Origin of the sequence: Paenibacillus sp. FSL R7-0204, assembly GCF_038002225.1 — a bacterium.
Lineage (GTDB): Bacteria > Bacillota > Bacilli > Paenibacillales > Paenibacillaceae > Paenibacillus_AQ.
Genome location: NZ_JBBOCA010000001.1, coordinates 6,915,251 through 6,934,626, shown reverse-complemented (window position 1 = coordinate 6,934,626; position 19,376 = coordinate 6,915,251). Strand labels below are relative to the sequence as shown.

16 protein-coding genes and 1 pseudogene are annotated in these 19,376 nt (G+C 54.1%); 15 read left to right on the top strand and 2 right to left on the bottom strand.

What is annotated here, in order from left to right:
* Positions 1-108 precede the first annotated feature (108 nt).
* The 10 genes and pseudogenes from MKX42_RS29985 to MKX42_RS29940 all read left to right on the top strand — a co-directional run bounded on the left by MKX42_RS29985 (position 109) and on the right by MKX42_RS29940 (position 13,604).
* Complete coding sequence (locus tag MKX42_RS29985; protein ID WP_340756858.1) at positions 109-1,005, top strand: SDR family oxidoreductase; 897 nt, start codon at positions 109-111, stop codon at positions 1,003-1,005.
* Positions 1,006-1,639: 634 nt separating this feature from the next.
* The gene (locus tag MKX42_RS29980) at positions 1,640-2,341 is read left to right on the top strand and encodes an ABC transporter ATP-binding protein (RefSeq protein WP_340756855.1); all 702 of its coding nucleotides are present in this window, start codon (positions 1,640-1,642) and stop codon (positions 2,339-2,341) included.
* 103 nt (positions 2,342-2,444) lie between these two features.
* Positions 2,445-4,913: pseudogene (locus tag MKX42_RS29975) on the top strand (ABC transporter permease); the annotation flags it as partial.
* Positions 4,914-5,508: 595 nt separating this feature from the next.
* The gene (locus MKX42_RS29970) at positions 5,509-7,251 is read left to right on the top strand and encodes an ABC transporter substrate-binding protein (RefSeq protein ID WP_340756852.1); all 1,743 of its coding nucleotides are present in this window, start codon (positions 5,509-5,511) and stop codon (positions 7,249-7,251) included.
* A gap of 120 nt (positions 7,252-7,371) precedes the next feature.
* Positions 7,372-8,343, top strand: a complete 972-nt coding sequence (locus MKX42_RS29965; protein WP_340756851.1) for an ABC transporter permease — start codon at positions 7,372-7,374, stop codon at positions 8,341-8,343.
* 59 nt (positions 8,344-8,402) lie between these two features.
* Entirely contained in the window at positions 8,403-9,362 is a 960-nt protein-coding gene (locus MKX42_RS29960; RefSeq protein ID WP_340757889.1) for an ABC transporter permease, read from the top strand.
* Positions 9,329-10,345 carry an ABC transporter ATP-binding protein gene (locus tag MKX42_RS29955; protein ID WP_340756849.1) on the top strand — a complete coding sequence of 339 codons (1,017 nt, stop codon included), beginning with the start codon at positions 9,329-9,331 and terminating at the stop codon, positions 10,343-10,345. The genes MKX42_RS29960 and MKX42_RS29955 overlap by 34 nt, the downstream gene beginning before the upstream one ends.
* Positions 10,342-11,367 carry an ABC transporter ATP-binding protein gene (locus tag MKX42_RS29950; protein WP_340756847.1) on the top strand — a complete coding sequence of 342 codons (1,026 nt, stop codon included), beginning with the start codon at positions 10,342-10,344 and terminating at the stop codon, positions 11,365-11,367. Before MKX42_RS29955 ends, MKX42_RS29950 begins: the two co-directional genes overlap by 4 nt.
* A gap of 245 nt (positions 11,368-11,612) precedes the next feature.
* A complete protein-coding gene (locus MKX42_RS29945; RefSeq protein ID WP_340756845.1) occupies positions 11,613-12,914 on the top strand; it encodes a hypothetical protein in 1,302 nt (433 codons plus the stop codon).
* Between the two features lie 33 nt (positions 12,915-12,947).
* Entirely contained in the window at positions 12,948-13,604 is a 657-nt protein-coding gene (locus MKX42_RS29940; RefSeq protein ID WP_340756843.1) for a M48 family metallopeptidase, read from the top strand.
* Positions 13,605-13,636: 32 nt separating this feature from the next.
* Here MKX42_RS29940 and MKX42_RS29935 read toward each other — a convergent pair whose 3' ends face one another.
* On the bottom strand, positions 13,637-14,512 hold the full coding sequence (locus MKX42_RS29935; RefSeq protein WP_340756841.1) for a GNAT family N-acetyltransferase: 876 nt from the start codon (positions 14,510-14,512) through the stop codon (positions 13,637-13,639).
* A gap of 42 nt (positions 14,513-14,554) precedes the next feature.
* Positions 14,555-15,139, bottom strand: coding sequence for a GNAT family N-acetyltransferase (locus tag MKX42_RS29930; protein WP_340756840.1), 585 nt, complete (start codon positions 15,137-15,139; stop codon positions 14,555-14,557).
* Positions 15,140-15,409: 270 nt separating this feature from the next.
* On the opposite strand from MKX42_RS29930, the gene MKX42_RS29925 reads away from it, so the two are divergent.
* The 5 genes from MKX42_RS29925 (at position 15,410) to MKX42_RS29905 (ending at position 19,363) form a co-directional block, all read left to right on the top strand.
* Positions 15,410-17,335, top strand: a complete 1,926-nt coding sequence (locus tag MKX42_RS29925; RefSeq protein ID WP_340756839.1) for an asparagine synthase-related protein — start codon at positions 15,410-15,412, stop codon at positions 17,333-17,335.
* A gap of 28 nt (positions 17,336-17,363) precedes the next feature.
* Entirely contained in the window at positions 17,364-17,489 is a 126-nt protein-coding gene (locus MKX42_RS29920; RefSeq protein ID WP_036694602.1) for a paeninodin family lasso peptide, read from the top strand.
* Positions 17,490-17,667: 178 nt separating this feature from the next.
* Positions 17,668-18,606, top strand: a complete 939-nt coding sequence (locus tag MKX42_RS29915) for an aldolase (protein ID WP_340756838.1) — start codon at positions 17,668-17,670, stop codon at positions 18,604-18,606.
* The gene (locus MKX42_RS29910) at positions 18,603-18,908 is read left to right on the top strand and encodes a lasso peptide biosynthesis PqqD family chaperone (RefSeq protein ID WP_340756836.1); all 306 of its coding nucleotides are present in this window, start codon (positions 18,603-18,605) and stop codon (positions 18,906-18,908) included. The genes MKX42_RS29915 and MKX42_RS29910 overlap by 4 nt, the downstream gene beginning before the upstream one ends.
* Positions 18,905-19,363, top strand: coding sequence for a lasso peptide biosynthesis B2 protein (locus MKX42_RS29905; protein ID WP_340756833.1), 459 nt, complete (start codon positions 18,905-18,907; stop codon positions 19,361-19,363). Before MKX42_RS29910 ends, MKX42_RS29905 begins: the two co-directional genes overlap by 4 nt.
* Positions 19,364-19,376 lie beyond the last annotated feature (13 nt).

Genomic DNA, 19,376 nt, shown 5'->3' with positions numbered 1-19,376 from the left:
TTTTGTGGCTGCACTCATACATAATTCGTTTAAGAAAAAGGGAAGCTGGTTACATAGAAAGAGTCAGAAGCCTACACAATCAGAAGCGAACAGAGGAGGAATATTATCATGAGTAATCAATATAAGATTCAAGATCCTGTGCAGCAATATGAAAAGGCTACACCTGAATTCGAGCAGCAGCAGCCCAGCCCCGGCCTGGAGACGAAGATGCATCCGCGTCCTGATGACGGGGCGGGTACCTACAAAGGCAGCGGGAAGCTCACCGGACGGAAGGCTGTTGTTACGGGAGCGGACAGCGGAATCGGGCGGGCAGTAGCGATTGCTTTTGCCCGTGAAGGCGCGGATGTGGTGCTGGCCTACCTGCCGGAGGAAGAAGCTGACGCGAAGGAAGTGGTTAAGCTTGTCGAGGAAGCCGGACGCAAGGCGGTGGCCCTGCCGGGTGATCTGAAGGACGAGAAGTACTGCGAGCAGTTGATTGCCAAGGCCGTAGAGGAGCTGGGCGGGATTGATATCCTGGCTAACATTGCCGGTAAGCAACAGTTCGTGAAGGACATCGCAGATCTGACCACAGAGCAGTTCGATGCTACCTTCAAGACGAATGTCTACTCGCTGTTCTGGCTCTGCAAAGCAGCGGTGAAGCATATGAAGCCGGGCAGCACGATCATCAACACCTCATCCATTCAGGCCTATGAGCCTTCTGAGATTCTGCTGGATTATGCTACAACGAAGAGTGCGATCAACACCTTCAGCAAAGCGTTCGCCCAGCAGGTCGCACCTAAGGGAATCCGGGTGAACGTTGTCGCACCGGGACCGGTATGGACTCCGCTTCAGGTAAGCGGCGGACAGCCGGAGGAAGTCCTGAAGGAGTTCGGAGCCAAGACTCCGCTGGGACGCCCCGGCCAACCGGCTGAAATGGCCCCGGCTTATGTATTCCTGGCCAGCCAGGAATCAAGCTATGTCAGCGGCGAGACCCTGAATGCTAACGGCGGAATGCCGACACCATAAATAAGGCTGAGTAACAACATCGGGCAAGAACATCGGGTAAAAACCTCCGTCAGGAGGTTTTTTGCTGTGAGGGGAATACTTGCTGGCAGCCGGAGCGGCCGGAGGATGAAGCTTCATTCTTTTGAGGGAGAAATGGGCTTGGAGAAGAGACTGGCAGGCAGATCAGCAGGAAATAGTTGGATGAATGGCATTTGCTAATTAAGGTTGGGTCTAATAACAGACAACAGTTGGAAAAAAGCCACTTAAATCCGCCCGTTTCATCTAAAATAGCAAAATTGACCTGATTAAATGCTGTTTTTCCACCTGCTTCCGGAAATATATCGGTAATCCGGGAATTAAGATACGTTTTTCCATTTGCTTACTCTTGCTGCGACCCGCCTGTTTTGCTCCGGGGTCCTTCCGCTTGCTCCTCTTACTCGCACGTGCTCCGCGTCCTTCCGCCTGCTCTACGTACTCGCGCGTGCTCCGCGTACGTGCCGCGAAGCGGCGGGTTTCCTTTTCCGCCAGGAGGAGCAATGCGTGATGACTCCACTTTTGCAATCATAGGGGGTTCATGTGCTACACTGGATTAATTGAATCGTATCTGCTAGTTCTGGTGCATTAGCGGTTTGTGGAGAAGACAGGAGGAGACGGCATGGCATTCGTAACGGTGAAGGACGAATATAAACGCTATAAGATGGGGGAGACCCTGATTGTTGCCAACGACGGCATTGAGTTCGAGATCGAGAAGGGTGAATTTGCTGTAATTGTAGGGCCCAGCGGAGCAGGAAAGTCAACGGTGCTTAACATACTGGGCGGAATGGATTCCGCCGACGAAGGCCAGGTCATTGTGGACGGTACTGACATCGCACGTTTCAGCGCCAAGGAATTGACCGGCTACCGCCGTAATGACGTGGGTTTCGTGTTTCAGTTTTATAATCTGGTCCCTAATCTGACCACCCTGGAGAATGTCGAGTTGGCCTCGCAGATTTCGCCCCGGGCGCTCGATGCCCGGAAGGTACTGGAGGATGTAGGCCTTGGCGCGCGGTTGAATAACTTCCCGGCCCAGCTCTCGGGCGGGGAGCAGCAGCGCGTGGCTATCGCCAGAGCGCTGGCGAAGCAGCCGAAGCTGCTGCTCTGTGATGAGCCGACCGGTGCGCTCGATTACAATACCGGCAAGCAGGTGCTTAAGCTGCTGCAGGATACCTGCCGTGACACCGGCACAACGGTGATTGTGATCACGCATAACCTGGCGATTGCTCCGATGGCCGACCGGGTCATTGAGATCAACAACGCCAAGGTACGGAAAATGGTGAAGAATCCAGCACCGGTATCCGTGGAAGATATCGAATGGTAAGGAGCCGGGAATGATGAAGAAACGGGCACTATGGAAGGATGTTTTTCGGGAGATCAGCCGTACCAAGGCGAGGTTCCTCTCGATCTTTGCAATTATTATGCTGGGGGTCAGCTTCTTCTCCGGGATCAAGTCGGCCGGGCCGGATATGCTGGACACCGCAGCTACGTATTATAAGGATCTGCGGCTGATGGATCTGCGGGTCCAGTCCACTTACGGCCTGTCGGAGCAAGGGATTGAACAGCTTCAGGGCATACCCGGGGTGCAGACGGTTCAGCCTGTATACAGCGCTGATGTCTTTCTTGGCGACAGCGGGCTGATTGCCAAGGTCTATTCGTATGCGGACAATAATGAACTGAACGGCTACAAGCTCACCGCCGGGCATCTCCCGGCAGCCTCTGGAGAGATTGTACTGGATGAACACCTGCGCGAACAGGAGAAATTCAAGCTCGGCGATTCCATTACCTTCGGCGGGGAGGCCGGAGAGAAGCCCGAACAGAGCTTCCGGACCAAGACCTATACCGTAGTAGGCTTCGCGCAGAGCCCACAATATATTGAGACCGCGAACCGTGGAACGAGCCGGATCGGCAAAGGGACTGCCGATGCGTTCGCCGTCATCCCGGAAGGGGATTTCACACTTCCGGTATATACAGAGGCATACCTCAGCTTCAAGGATACGGCTGCGGAGAGGGCCTATACTCCGGCCTATGACACGTTGGTTGAGCGCCACCTCACAGAGACAGAGCAAGCGCTGAAGGATTACCCGGCGCAGCGTCTGGAAGAGCTGAAGGAGGAGGCGGTAGCGGCGGCCAAGCAGGCTGCGGCTCAGCAGGGGACGCAACAGCCGCAGCCGCAACAACAGGCAGCATCCGACGCACAGAGCCAGCCGGAGCTGCCCAAGGTATATGTGGCTGACCGCACGATTAACCCCGGATACGCCGAATATAAGGATAATGCGGACCGGCTGTCCGCGATTGCTTCGGCGTTTCCGGTATTCTTTTTCCTGATTGCAGCGCTTGTCAGCTTAACCACGATGACCCGCATGGTGGAGGAGCAGCGGCTCCAGATTGGGACGTTGAAGGCACTCGGATACGGCGCTATGGACATAATGACTAAGTTTCTGGTGTACGGCACACTTGCCAGTCTGTCCGCCTCGGTGGTGGGCCTGGCGGTGGGCTTCACCTTTTTCCCGGACCTCATCTATAATGCCTACAGCTCGCTCTATAACCTGCCTGATGTGATCAAGAGCTTCTACCTGGACTATGCGGTGGTCTCCATCCTGGTAGCGCTGGTCTGTACAACAATGACGGCGATGATCGCTTCACGGGTGGAGCTGCGGAGCAACGCGTCTGTGCTGATGCGGCCCAAGGCACCGAAGAGCGGGCAGCGGATTCTGCTGGAGCGCTTCACCTTCCTGTGGAGAAGGCTCAGCTTCGTGCAAAAGGTCACGGCCCGCAACCTGTTCCGCTACAAGCAGCGGATGTTCATGACCGTTATCGGGGTGGCAGGCTGTACCGCGCTGATTCTGACCGGCTTTGGGCTGAAGGATTCCATCGGCAGCATTGCCGAGCGGCAGTTCGGCGGGATTATGAAATACAGCGCCCTGGTGGCCCTGCATGATAATGCAACAGCCTCAGATCAGGCTTCCTATAAGGAGCTGATTGAACAGGAGACTGCGGTGACAGGCACGCTGAATGTGCTGCAGGAGGCTATGACCGCCCGGGCCAAAGGCGTGAATGACCAGGAAGTGCGGATTTTTGTTCCCTCGGATACAGCTGAGCTGGCGTCTTTTGTTAATCTTAAGGACCGCAGCACGGGTAAGCCGCATGTACTGAGTGACGGGGGCGCGGTCATTACTGAGAAGCTGGCTAAGCTGTATGATGTTGCCCCCGGGGATACGTTGACGCTTCTTGACAGCAACAATGAGCCATTCCAGGTCAAGGTAGCGGCGGTCACTGAGAACTATGTGCTGCATTATGTATACATGACTCCGGCTTACTACACGGAGGTGTTCGGCAAGGAGCCGGTCTATAATACTCAATTATTGATTTACAGCGGCAAGGATACAAGGTGGGAGAGTGCCTTCGGGGAGAAGCTGACTGCGAATGGACAGGTGGCCTTGGTCAGCTTTTCCAGCGGTGTGGGAGAAGCCTTCGAGGAAACTATGGACAGTATGGATATCGTCATTGTGGTGCTGATTGTCTCTGCTGCCGCGCTGGCCTTCGTAGTTCTGTACAATTTGACCAATATTAACGTGTCCGAGCGGGTCCGCGAGTTGTCTACGATTAAGGTGCTCGGCTTCTATGATAAGGAAGTCACTCTATATATTTACCGGGAAAATATTCTGCTGACCCTGCTCGGTATCCTGTCCGGCAGTGCCCTGGGGGTGATCCTGCACCGGTTCGTCCTGTCGACTGCCGAGCTGGATGCCACCATGTTCGCTCCGCTCATCAAGTGGCAGAGCTACATCTATGCAGCGCTACTGACCATACTATTCTCAGGGATTGTAATGGCATTCATGCACATCAAGCTCAAGCGGATTCATATGATTGAAGCGCTGAAGTCGGTAGAGTAGTTCAGTCACGATTTTGTCAAAAAAATAAAAAAGCATCAGCATTACAAGGAAGGATAATGAGCCGAGGGCAGAGAGAGCCCGGAGCGGTTATCCTTCTTTTTTGTGCCGGGAAAGGGCTAGACAGCAAGCGGATTAGCGCTGAAACATACGGAAATATGGCGAACAGTGTCGGAAAATCGCGAAAATGATAAGAAAGTGTCATTAAAACTAACCCGATTAAACTCATGATAATGATGAGGAAAAGGTTTTTTTACAGTTATTCCAAAATACATTGGAAGTAAATGTTTCGGAAGCAAAAAAGTAAGATTATACAGCGGTAAATAAATATATTGACGTAAGATATATTCACATGTAATATAAACCATAATTTATGAGGGAAGTTGTAAGGCTTTCCGCCGGAAAAGTTATCCCTGATTCTAATTGACCTGCGGTCTATTCAACGCATTCCTTCAATATATATTAGGTGTGATGTTATGTCACATGTAGTGCGAAGGCGGTCATTAGCAGTCTTAGGCGCATAACGATCCGGAGCATCCAGTCTCCCGAGAAGCTTTGAAGAGCAGGTACAAGCACCTAACTAAGGAGGAGTAAAGGAATGGCGAAAAAGAGAAAATGGTGGTCAGGTTTACTAGTCTTATCGTTGGTAGGGGTTCTATTTACAGGTTGCAGTACGAATAACACTGCGGGTTCTTCAACAAGTGCGCCTGCAGCCACTACAGCTCCGGCAGAGAGCACGGCACCTGATGCTACTGAAGCACCTGCGGCTGACGCGCCGGTAGACGGCGGAACGCTCGTTACAAGCACATTCTCCGATATTGTTAATCTTAATCCTCTCTTAATCAATGACACCGCTTCAGGCGATGTGGCGCAATTCGTCTTCGCCAAGCTGTATAATCTGGACCGTGAAGGCAATGTGCAGGCCGAGGATTGGTCGCTGGCAGCTGCGCTTCCTGAGATCTCCGAAGATGGCTTGACCTACACCGTGAAGCTGAAGGATACCGCCAAATGGAGTGACGGCCAGCCCGTCGTTGCAGATGATGTAGTCTATACCGTTGAAACGGCCAAGAATAAGGAGACAGGCTCGCCCCTGATCAGCCAATATGACAAGGTGAAGAGCGTGGAGAAGGTTGATGACCACACGGTGAAATTCACAATGTCCCAGATTTATGCCCCGTTCCTGTACGCGCTGGTTCAGGAGATTGTTCCAGCTCATGTCCTTAAGGATGTGAAGCCGACCGAAATGCAGAAGAATGCCTATGGTACTGATCCGGCCAAGACGGTCACAAGCGGACCGTGGAAGTGGACAGCCTGGAAGCAGGGCGAGAGCCATACCCTGGATGCTGATCCGAACTACTGGGGAACGGTGAAGCCTCATATCGCTCAGATTATCTACAAAGTCTACGCCGACCAGAACACTGAAGTTCAGGCGATTATGAAGGGTGACACGGACCATATCAGTGCGATTCCGGTAACGCAGGTCGAAGCGGTTAAGGCTGCCGGAAACATTGATATTATCCAGAAGCCCGGCGCGCAGTATGAATATGTAATGTTCAACTTCGACGGCAAGAACTTCCCGGATAGCTACGGCCTGTTCCAGGGACAGAAGACCAGACAGGCAATCGCCCATGCCTTGAACCGTCAAGGAATGGTAGACAATATCCTTAAGGGCGTAGGTGCGCTGATGAACGCTCCGTTCTTGCCTGATACCTGGGCTGATCCGAAGGATGCCGCTGTGAATTATGATTACAATGCCGAAACGGCCAAGAAGCTCCTGGCTGAAGACGGCTGGGTTGCCGGAACGGATGGCATTCTTGCCAAAGACGGCCACCGCTTCTCCTTCGAACTGCAGTACAATGCCGGCAACAGCCGCCGCGAGCAAGTAGCCGCTGTTATCCAGCAGAACCTGAAGGATGTCGGCATTGAAGTGAAGCCTAAGGCGATCGACTTCGCGGCATGGATTGACCAGAACGTGACACCGGGTAAATTCCAGGCCCTGCTGCTGGCATGGTCCCTGAATACACCGGACCCGGATGCTGAGAGTATCTTCTCCTCCAAATACTTCCCGCCTGCCGGACAGAACAGCGGCTGGTATAAGAACGAGAAGCTGGATCAGCTGTGGGTAGACGGATATTCCACAGTAGACCAGGCCAAGCGCAAAGATATCTACAAAGAAGTAGGCAAGGAAATCTCCACTGACCTTCCTTATGTCTTCCTGTATCAGTATGGTCAGGCGATCGGAACAGGGCCTAGAGTACACTGGGCAGAGGAGGATGCTCCTGAGCCGTCACTGGGCTACGGACAGTTCTTCCACGCCATCAAATGGTGGGTAACCGAGTAACGTGCCGCTAACTGAATAGACTTGCGGGAGGTGAAAGAGAATTCTCTTTCACCTCCCCCTTTTGTATAAATAGGGGGCCTTCCGTAATCTATCGCCTTACCATCTCTAGGAGGCTAGCCAATGACAGAATATCTGATGCGTCGAGTGCTTCAATCGGTACTGGTCATCTTTCTGATTACCATACTAACTTTTCTTCTCATCCACGCAGCTCCGGGCGGCCCTACGCAAGTGATGCTCGCGCCGGGCCTGACGCCGGAAATCTTCGAGCAGCAAGCCAAGAACCTGGGTCTGGATCAACCGATTCATATCCAGTATTTCCACTGGATCGGCGACCTGCTGCAAGGAGACCTGGGATATACCTTCAAGAACCATATTGCCATCTCGGACTTACTCTGGCCGCGTATCGGCAATACCGTAATCCTGATGGGGGCGGCTTGGCTGGTATCCCTGCTGATCGCAATCCCCTGGGGAATCTATAATAGTACCAAAGTCTATGGTTTATCGGATCAGACGGCTTCCTTCATTTCATATCTGGGCTTCGCCATGCCGACCTTCTGGTTCGGGATTCTGCTGCAGCAGTGGCTGTCGCTTAAGCTGGACTGGTTCCCATTGTCGGATATGCATACAAGAGGCAAGGAAGGCAGTATCGCTGATTTATTCATGCATCTGGTGCTGCCGGTAACGGTGCTGGCGCTTGGGTTCCTGGCCTCTTATATGAAGTATGCGCGGGCCAGTATGCTGGAGGTGCTGGATCAGGATTATATCCGGACAGCACGGGCCAAAGGTGTGAAGGAACGCAAGGTCGTCTTCCGTCATGCCCTGCGCAATGCGCTTATTCCAATTATTACGATACTTGGCCTTGATCTTCCGATCCTGGTGGGCGGGGCCGCATTAACTGAGAATGTATTCAACTGGCCGGGAATGGGCCGTTGGTTCGTAGAGATGGCCACTGCACGTGAATATTCGGCACTGATGGCTGTCACTATTGTAACGGCTGTGATGGTCGTCATTGGCAATCTTCTGGCAGATATACTGTATGTAGTCGTTGATCCCCGGGTGAAGCTCGGTAAGCAAGGGGGGAAGGCAGCATGAGTACAGACAATACTGAGCTTATCAAAGGGAAGGTCTCCAAGCCGCTGGGAACGCCGGATATGAGTCCGATGCCGGGCGGGACCGACCCGGAAATTCCGGTGGTGGATATGGACAGACCTCCCGGCCCGTGGAGAGTGCTGTGGAAGAAGTTCTCGCGCAATCCGTTTGCTATGGGCGGGTTGATCGTGCTGTTTATCTTTGTGCTGCTGGCAATCTTCGCATCGCGGCTGACCCCGTATGGACCGGAGAAGATTGATCTGATGTTCGCCAACCTGAAGCCGGGAGCGGAGGGCCATCTCCTCGGTACAGATGAGCTGGGCCGCGATATTCTCAGCAGACTGCTGTACAGCGCGAGGATATCGCTGCTTATCGGTTTCTCCGTTGCTTTTGTATCCGTGCTGGTCGGATCGGTGGTCGGGGCGATTTCGGGTTACTTCGGCGGATTCATAGATACGGTATTCATGCGTATTGTTGATGTCATGAACTCCGTCCCATCCCTGTTCCTGAATATCCTGGTGATGGCGCTGTTCGGCACAAAGATTGAATTCATGATCCTGATTCTGGCGTTCACCAGCTGGATGAGTATTGCCCGGCTGGTCCGGGGAACCTTCCTGCAACTGCGGGAGATGCAGTATGTGGAGGCGGCCAGAGCCATCGGGGTATCCAGCTGGGGGATCATTTTCCGGCATCTGCTCCGCAATGCGAGCTTCCCGATCATTGTCAATGCCACCTTGATGGTCGGCGGAGCGATTCTCAGTGAATCTGCACTGTCCTATCTGGGTCTTGGTATCCAGGCTCCGGCCACAAGCTGGGGACTGATGCTCAGCAGTGCACAGGAATTCATGCTAATTGATCCGATGCAAGCCGTGTATCCGGGTCTGTGCATTCTGCTCGTCGTGCTGGCGGTTAACTTCATCGGCGACGGTATCCGGGATGCTCTTGATCCCAGACAGCAAGTGACCAAATCCCGGAGGAGGCTGGAACAATGGCGCAAAAACTACTCGAAATCAGGAAACTAACCGCAGGCTTTGCGACCGAGAAGGGATTGCTCAAGGCAACCGACGGTATCTCGCTTACGGTGGATAAAGGTCAGACGGTCTGTATTGTAGGGGAATCCGGCAGCGGCAAAAGTGTCACCTCGCTGGCAATTATGCGCCTGATTGATTATGCGGGCGGTATGATCCTGAATGGAACCATTGACTTCCATGGACAGGATCTGGGGGCGAAGAGCCAGGAGGAGATGCGGGAGATCCGCGGCAACCAGATTGCTATGATCTTCCAGGACCCGATGTCTTCGCTGAATCCGGTCTTCACCATAGGGGAACAGATTGCTGAGAGTCTGCGGCTGCATCAGAATAAGAAGGATGCAGAAGCGCTGAAGCTGGCGGTCGATCTGATTAGATTGGTCGGCATACCGGCCCCGGAAATCCGTGCGAAGCAGTACCCGCATGAGCTGTCCGGCGGGATGTGCCAGCGCGTGGTCATTGCGATTGCGTTGGCCTGTAACCCCGAGCTGCTGATTGCCGATGAGCCGACCACCGCACTTGATGTTACGGTCCAAGCGCAGATTCTGGATCTGCTGCGCAAGCTTCAGTCGGAGCTTGGCATGTCCATCCTGCTGATTACCCACGACATGGGAGTTGCCGCTGAGATGGCGGACCGCATTGCTGTCATGTATGCGGGCGCTATCGTGGAAGAAGGCGGTGTGGAAGAGATCTTCGACCATCCCAGTCATCCTTATACGATAGGTCTGCTCCAGTCGATTCCGGGGTTCGAAGGCGGACGGGGAGGCGAGCTCTATACGATCAGCGGAACGATCCCGCCGATAGGACAGATACCTGCGGGCTGCCGCTTCCATCCGCGCTGTCCGCATGCGATGGAGATCTGCCGGAGCCAGGAGCCGCCGGATTTCCTGATCTCTGATGATCACCGGGCCGCCTGCTGGCTGTTCAAGGATAAGCCGGTTTCAGCGTATACCAGCGGGGAGGCGAAGCGCGCATGATGAACAAGACATTGGCCAAGCCAGATCGTAAGGTAGCTGCCTCCTCAGAAGTACTGGTGGAGGTTAAGGATATTAAGAAGTATTTTCCGATCACCAAGGGTCTGCTTAACCGGACCGTCGGGCAGGTCAAGGCGGTGGATGGGGTCAATCTGGCGATCCGCCAAGGCGAGACGTTCGGGCTGGTCGGGGAATCCGGCTGCGGCAAATCCACCTTCGGACGGGTACTGCTCCGGCTGCAAAGTGCGACCGGGGGGCAGGTGCTATTCAAGGGCCAGGATATCCATTCGCTGGGTTCGCGTGACATGCGGAAGCTGCGGGAAGAGATGCAGATTATTTTCCAGGACCCGTTCGGGTCGCTCAATCCGCGCTTCCTCGTCAAGGATATTATCGGCGAGCCGCTGCGCATTCACTGGAAGATGTCTGCCAAGGCTATTGATGCCCGAGTGGTCGAGCTGATGGAGCTGGTGGGTCTTGATGCCAGCCGCCGGAACCGCTACCCGCATGAATTCTCCGGCGGACAACGCCAGCGCATTGGCATCGCCCGGGCGATTGCACTGAATCCGCAGTTTATTGTGGCCGATGAGGCCGTGTCCGCACTTGATGTGTCGGTACAGTCCCAGGTCATTAACCTGCTGATGAAGCTGCAGAAGGAGCTGGGCCTAACCTTCCTGTTCATCGCGCATGGTCTTAACGTAGTCCGGCATATCTCTGACCGTGTGGGGGTCATGTACCTGGGCAAGCTGGTGGAGGTGGGGGAGACGGAGGCGCTGTTCGCGGCCCCGCTGCATCCGTATACTGCCGCCCTGCTATCGGCCATTCCGAAGCCGACGCCAAGGCGCAAGCAGGAGCGTATTATGCTGGAGGGAGATGTGCCCTCCCCGGCCAATCCGCCCTCGGGCTGCCGGTTCCATACCCGCTGCCCGTTCGTACAGGACAAATGCCGCTTAGTGGAGCCGCTGCTGGAAGAGGTCCTGCCGGGCCGTCCGGTAGCCTGTCATTTCCCGTTGCTTCCGAAATCCTGATCAAGCATTACCCTATGCTGTACCGAAGAGGAACACTGCTGAATTTTATGCGGTGTTCCTTTTTTGGTTTGGTCGCTTCAAACTAATCATTGTGCTACGGGCATTTCTATAAGAAAATGAGAAAAAGACAAATCAATACCGCAAAGCTTGCGGAACCGGAGGCTATGGTGAAAAAGGTCAATACAGCAATTTCAGCTCTCTTTATACTTGTTATGATAATAGTTGTCTGGGTATGGGCCGTGTCAGTGCATACCTGGACCCTGGCGGGAACCTTGGCTTCCCTGCTCTGTCTGGTCCTGTTTATCTGGACAGGCCTGCGGGCCATCCCTGCTATAACCGGGTACATCCTGAGCCCCGGCGCACTGCGGACGGTGAATACAGACGATTCGCCGGAGGAACGGCAGCGGACCTGGTGGAAGATTGTGCTGTGGGTGATCGCTAGCCGGGTGCTGCTGATTCTAGCGGCTTATGTATTCTGGGTGCTTCGGGAGGGCGGCTCCGGCAGCCTGTTCTCCCGCTTCATTGAGATGTGGCATATCCGCGGAATTGATGCGATGTCCTATTTGGGCATTGCTGAGCGGTGGTATGTGACGGAAGGGGACCCCAGATTTCATATTGTATTTCTGCCGTTCTTCCCCGTTATGATCAAGCTCGCGCAGTTCTTCACGGGCAATTATATGGCTGCCGGATTTGCCGTGGCCAATCTTTGCACGCTTGCAGCAGCGTTGTTCGCTTATGAACTGGCCCGGCTGGATATGGGACGCAGGAATGCCCTGCGGGTAGTGAAGTATATCTTCATCTTTCCGTCAGCCTTCTTTTTCTTCCTTCCCATGACGGAGGCGCTGTTCCTGCTGCTCTCCCTGATGGCGCTGTATTTTGTGCGCAAAAAGCGCTGGCTGTTGGGCTGCCTCTGTGCGGCGCTGGCCGGATTCACCCGTTCCCCGGGGATTCTGCTGGCCGTGCCGATTGCCGTGGAATTTGCCCGGGAACTGGCCGCTGGCTATAGGACTATGGACCGGAAGGCTTTTACGAATAAGCTGATCTTGGCTGTTCTCTCCCTGGTGAGCGTCTCCTTCGGTCTGCTGGCTTATCTCTACATCAATTACAATGTGACGGGCAACGCGTTCCAGTTCAGTATTTATCAGCGGGAGCACTGGTCGCAGCGGTTCTACTTCTTTTTCGATACCTTGAGATATCAGATGGAGTATGCGGTGAATACCTTCAAAGAGGCCGATTACCGGTCGTTCCTGGGGCTGTGGCTGCCGAATTTGTGCGCGATCTTCCTGGTTCTCTTCATGATGCTCCGCAGTGCGAAGAAGCTTAATCCCGCCTACATGGCGTACATAATCGCCTATTTCGTCTATGTGGTGGCCCCGACTTGGCTGCTGTCTGCTCCGCGTTATTTCGCTGTAGCTTTTCCGCTGGCCTTCGCGGCTGTGCTATTGACGGAGGATAAGAAGTGGAAGGATATCCTGCTCACGACGCTATTTATTGCGGGGGGTCTTCTGTATCTGGCGGTGTTTGTATCCGGTTATCCGGTATATTAGTGTGTACTAGAAATTACAGAAACGATGGTGGCTATGCAGATTCAACTAGAAGATCAGATGGTTACGTTACATGTCCAGTATGCCAAGCGCAAGAAGCTATCCGTAACGGTGGACGGCTCGGACCTCATTACCGTTAAGGCGCCCAAGGGAACGAGTGAAGAGATGATCCTCGGTGCGGTAGCAATCTTAGGCCCGAAGATTCTGGAGAAGCTGCGCAGCAATGCGGCGGCCCGGCAGGTGCCGAGGGTTAAGGCTTATGAGGGCGACGAAGAAGCCTTCTTGTACTTGGGGAAGGAATATGCGCTGCATGAGCTGATTGGGGACCGGCAGGCGGAGGCGGAGGAGCTGAAGCTTGCGCTGAAGAAGTTCTATACGGCCAGTCTGAAGAAAATCATCGCAGAGCGCATCAAGCCCTACCAGACGCAGCTCAGAGTGAAGCCGAAGAGTGTGGAGATTGTGGAGTCGCGGACCAAGTGGGGGAGCTGCAGCTTTGACGGCAAGCTGACGTTCAACTATCGCCTGGCCATGGCGCCGCCTGAAGTGATCGACTATGTCATCATTCATGAGCTGTGTCATCTGCTGCATATGAATCATGACCGTTCCTTCTGGCGGCGCCTGGGAAGTATCATGCCGGACTATAAGGAGAAGGAAGCGTACCTGGCCCGGCAGGGGCAGTTCATGACGCTGTGAACATTCTACAAGGGTAAAAGTGTAGCGTACGCCTAGGCGATGGAAGTAGCCGGATGCTTAACGTTCGCAGGATATTGCTGCCCGCCCTGAGTGCGGACGAATAGGCCCTCTGAATGGCTGTTGCCTGACAACTCCAGGCCAGGGTCATCCGGGGTGAAATGGAAGACGATCGTCTCCGTGTCGCTGTCCGCAAGCTTCAGGGCGATGTCGCGGCAGGATACGGGCTGTGTGCTGATCAGATCGAACAGCTCAAGCTGTCCATTCTCCTGCTGGAAGATGGCAATGAGATTCTCGTCCTCCAGGTAGTAGAGCTGATCGCTGAACACATTCAGGCAGTAGAACATCAGGAGTCCATGGGCGCCGCTTACGCCAAGACGCTCAGATACCGGTACCCGCTGCGCTCCAAGGGTAGAGACCAGACTCAGATCACGCGGGTTGGCTAGATCCAGCTTACGGATTGGCCCAGAGCCGGCAGCACCTCCGGGGCAGGCCATGGAGAAGATCTGTTCTTCCACCGGATGGAAGCCGAACTTAGGATAGAACTCCAAGACTGACTCATTGGCAAAAAGATACATGAATTCACACGCTTGTCCATATTCCTCCAGCACCTTGTCCATCAACCGGGCAGACAGGCCCCGCCCTCTATAGTCAGGATGAGTCATTACCGTCCCGATCTGCACAGCAGGAGACTTCACCCCATTAATAATTAGCTCTATGAGATTCACCGAGACATTCGCCACGATCCGGTCTCCCTCCGCATAAGAATAAGGAACATACTTATCCGTCCAGCAGCCCTCCTCATACCAGCGCTCCAGCTCCAGCTCGAACGTATCTTTTGCCAGCTCGAAAAAGCTATTCCGCAGCGGCTCTATATCTTTGTAATCCCTAACAAACTTCAATTCTTGCATGGTCTATCACTCCATATAGTATATTTGTCCTCATTCACCCATTTAATATTCAACCCCGCGAACCTTTGAGTAGACCATTGTGTCTCTCAAGCTCCCCTGTACATCAGTCTTGTCATTGCGCAGGATACCTTCCAAAGTAAAGCCAGTACGTTCGGCTACGCGAGCGCTCTGTGTATTGCGGGAATCGCAGCGGATCTCCAGCCGGTTAGCTTGTAGCTCCTGTATGGCGAAATCCGCAATGGCATTCACCGCTTCCGTGATGTAACCTTGACCCGCGAATGAGGTGTGTACCCAATATCCGATTTCAAATTTACGCACCTGCCAGTCGATCCGGTGCAGTCCGCTGCTCCCGATAAGCTGCCCTGTCTTCTTATGGAAGAGCAGCAGCCGGATATCGCTGCGTTCCAGGAACTGCAGCCGTGATTTCCGGATGGATACCTCTGATTCTTCGACAGAAGGGATACGCTGGGCCCAGGGCATCCAAGGGCTTAATTCAGCGGCACTTTGCCGAACGGCTTCATGTACAGCGACACCGTCTCCCCATAATACTGAGCGGATTTGCAGGCGGCTGCTTTCGAAGCTTTCCGGTACGGGAATCAGGATGGGGTCCATTGAGTAATTGTCCATGAATCTAGCTCCTATTAAAGGTATTTGGTGAATCAGTCAATATCAGTATAAGCCATTATATACCATAGGTCATATTTCAGGGTTTTAATACCATAGATTTTAACTGTAGTCAATACGCTAAAGGATACCTAAAAGTACTCTCTGGTACTATTCACATTTAATGGCAAGAACGTTATCTTAGGTAATAAGAAGTGTTCACTATTAAGAACCTGTTGTAATGAACCTAGTACTGAAACGGTAGCGAAATTATAGACAGCTGGAGGTCAACCCATGAGTGCAATCGCCGGGATCTATTCTATGCAGCATGGGCCGCTGGACCCTGAGCTCGGCCCGCGCCTGATGCAGGAGCTGCAGCGTTATCCGGCGGATGATGCCCGGGGCTGGAGTACGGAAGGACTCTTCCTCGGGTGCCATGCACAGTGGATTACTCCGCAGTCCCGGGGCGAGGTGCTTCCCTATTATGATCCGCAGCGGAAGCTGGCGATCGTAGCTGATGCCATCATCGATAACCGCAGCGAGCTCTTTGGACAACTTCAGGTTGTCCGGGAGGATCAGGAGTCGATGCCGGACAGCCTGCTGATTCTTCTGGCCTATGAGAAATGGGGGGATCAGGCTCCGGTGCATCTGGTCGGAGATTTTGCCTTCATGATCTGGGATGCCGGCAGGCAGACGCTGTTTGGAGCAAGGGATTTCTCGGGGAGCCGGACGCTGTACTTCCACCGCTCAGGCAGACAGTTCTCCTTTTGCACCGTGATTCATCCATTGCTCACGCTAATGGATGGCGGACACGCGCTGCATGAAGGCTGGATCTCGGAATATCTGGCGGGCCAGGGCCGGATGGATGTCGCGGATATGTTCTCCACAGTATATCAGGGTGTGGAGCAGCTTCCCCCGGCGCATTCAATGACAGTCAGCGCGAAGGGGATAACCTTCTCCAGGTATTACACCTTCCAGACTCCGTCTCCACTCCGGCTGCGCAGCAATGGCGAGTATGAGGAAGCGCTCCGTGAGGTGTTCGGACGCGCAGTCCGGGACCGGCTGCGCACCCACCTTGAAGCTGGCGCGAACTTAAGCGGCGGGCTGGACTCAGGAGCGGTGGTAAGCTTTGCAGCGGAGGAGCTTCGCCGCACCGGCAAGCCACTTTACACCTTCAGCTCGTATCCCCTGGATCACTTTACAGGTTTCAAGCTGGGCCAGCGGGTGACCGATGAGCGTCCATATATTCAGGAGACCATCGCCTATGTCGGGAACATTGAGCCTAGCTTTTACAATTTTCCTGACCGCAGCTCTTATGGCGAAATCGACGAATGGCTCGATATTATGGAGATGCCCTACAAATTCATAGAGAACTCCTATTGGCTGAGGGGCATATATGAACAAGCCGGACTGAAGAATGCCGGAGTGCTGCTTAGCGGACAACGGGGCAACTGGAGTATCTCCTGGGGACCGGCGCTGGATTACCAGGCGAAGCTGCTGCGTGAATTCCGCTGGTTCCGCTTTTACCGGGAGAATAAGCTGTACAGCCATTCGATGGGAGTAAGCCGCAAAAGAATGCTGAAGATTGCCGGGCGCAAGGTATTCCCCGCCCTGGGCCAGCTGATGGCCGGGAAGCAGGAGGCTGCGCCGGAGCTGATCCATCCTGAATTTGCCCGGCGGACAGGGGTGCAGGAGCGGCTGAAGGAGCTGGACCAGTCGCCTGCTTCCCAGACCGTGTACGATATCCGCAGAGAGCATTTCCGCCAGCCGCATGTCTGGAATGTGAACGGAACGGCGGCGACCAAGCTGTCGCTGAAGTACAGGGTATGGGACCGGGATGCGACCAATGACCTGCGTGTCATCAACTTCTGTATGTCGGTGCCTGAGGAGCAATACGTCCAGAACGGAATGGACCGCTCGCTTATCCGCCGGGCGATGGAGGGGCGGCTGCCGGATAAGGTCAGGCTTAACCAGACCCGGCGCGGGATTCAGGGGGCGGATGGCATTACACGTATGCTGCCCGAGTGGCAGAGGTTCCAGCAGGAGCTGAGGGAGATGCTTCAAGACCCCCGTACTTCGTCTTATCTGAATCGTCCCGGGCTCGCCGGATGTTTGGACCGGCTGGGTAGTGAGCCCGAACCATTATTAATCTTTAACACGGATTTCCGCCTTCTTACACGAGGACTGGTTTTCTACCGCTTTTTGAAGCGGCTCTCCTGAAGGACGTTTCTTGAAAGGGGGTGACATGATGAAAAAGGAATACAGCAAGCCTGCATTGGAAGTGTTGGATGTGAAAATGACTATGGCTGGCCCAGGGGTATCCATTGCCGATGCGTTCCAAGCCGATCCAGATGAAATCGTTAGTCACTCCTAGTCTTCCTGCATTACCGCTCAGCCCTAATCCCTCTTAGCTTGCTGGAGGGGGATCAGGGCTATCCCTTTATCCGAAGTAATGTTCCGAAACGGTACCGTCCTTTCAAAGGAAGGCAATGCCGTTTCCACTTGTCATCCGCAAGACAACGGGTGAAATTGACTGAGATGGAGTGAGCAGTATGGCTGGCACAGTGCAATGCCACGGTTATAAGGCTTTTGGCCTACAAATCCTCAGTGAGTTCGCGCTACCAGAACTTCCCCGTACGGATCAACCGGGTAGGATAGGGAGCCTGTCGGTAGTTGAAGGCCGTCTGTCGGAGCGCTGGGAAGCGATATCGAAGATTACGCCGAATCTGGGTATCGCGGAGCATGAAGTGATGTTTATGGTGAAGGGTACCGCTATTTTTTCTATACAGAACGGCAGTACGATTACAGTCTCTCCAGCAGCAGGCGCAGATCCGGATAGCATCCGCTTGTTTATTCTGGGCAGCTGTATGGGGGTAGTATTGATGCAAAAAGGCATATTGGCCCTGCATGGCAGCTCGCTTGTGCTGGACAATAAGGCCTATGCGCTGGTGGGGCGTTCAGGTGCGGGTAAATCCACGCTTGCCTCCTATCTGATGGATCAGGGACATCTCCTGGTCAGTGACGACGTTATTCCCGTGTTGGTGCATAATGGACATCCATTAGCTGTTCCAGGTTATCCGCAGCAGAAGCTGTGGCAGCAGAGCCTGGACTATTTGGGAATGAATTCGTCTGCGTACCGTCCGCTGTTTCAGCGGGAGACCAAGTTCGCCGTACCGGTGCATGACCGGTTCCAGAGTGAGCCGCTGCCGCTGGCCGGCATATTTGAACTGTCTGTGGTGCAGGACGGGCAGGTGGCCGTAGAGGCGATAAGCGGCTTGGACCGGCTTCATACCTTATACAATCATACTTATCAAAAAGCGCTGGTCGATCCGATGGGTGTCAGAGAATGGCACTTCGGGCTGCTGGCCTCGTTCGTAAACCGGCTGCCGATGTACCGGCTGACCCGCCCTGAGCAGGGCTTCAGTGCACCGCAGCAGACGGAAAAGATTATGGAGACGATTATGCCCAAGGTGAAGGAGATGAACTTATGAATATGAATATTACAGAAGTGCTGTCGCTGGATTCGGTACTGGTTCAACGGGAAGGCAATATCGCAAGTGACATGGACGGCGAGAAGGTCATGCTGAATGTGAAAAACGGCAAATACTACAACCTCGGCGAAGTCGGCGGTGTGATCTGGGAAGCATTGGCTTCACCGGTATCGCTTCGGCAGATTGCCGGGAAGATGCAGGACATCTTTGAGGTACCGGCAGAGCTGGCGCAGCAGGATGTCATTGATTTTGTACAGAACCTGCTGAATGAGGATCTTGTCTCCATCGTAAGCGGACCATGATGACCCTCCGGCGGCTCCGTCTTCTGCTGGTGCATGACAAGGCGTTGCTTGCGCTGATTCCCGAGGCATTATGGCGGCTGATGCTGGTCCGAATCCAGCTGTTATTCCCCTTTGCCAGGACAGCCCCGCAGCTTGGGGTGAAATCCCTGGAGACTCCCGCATTATCCAAAGCTTCCGATATTCGCCGCATCCAGCAGATTACCAAGGCGATTCGGGTGATGAGCCGCTATACTCCCTGGAAAAGCACCTGTATGGTCCGGGCGGTAGCCGCCCTGAAGATGCTGGAGAAGCGGGGCATTGAGAGTACTCTCTATATGGGGGTGGCCCGCGATAAGCAGGGACAAATGATTGCCCACGCCTGGCTGCGCAGCGGAGCCCATTATGTGTCCGGGGATGACGCTATGCAGGGCTTCGTGGTGGTGGAGAAGTTCGCAAAGGTGTTACAAGCCGAGTAATCGAGGTGGGTCC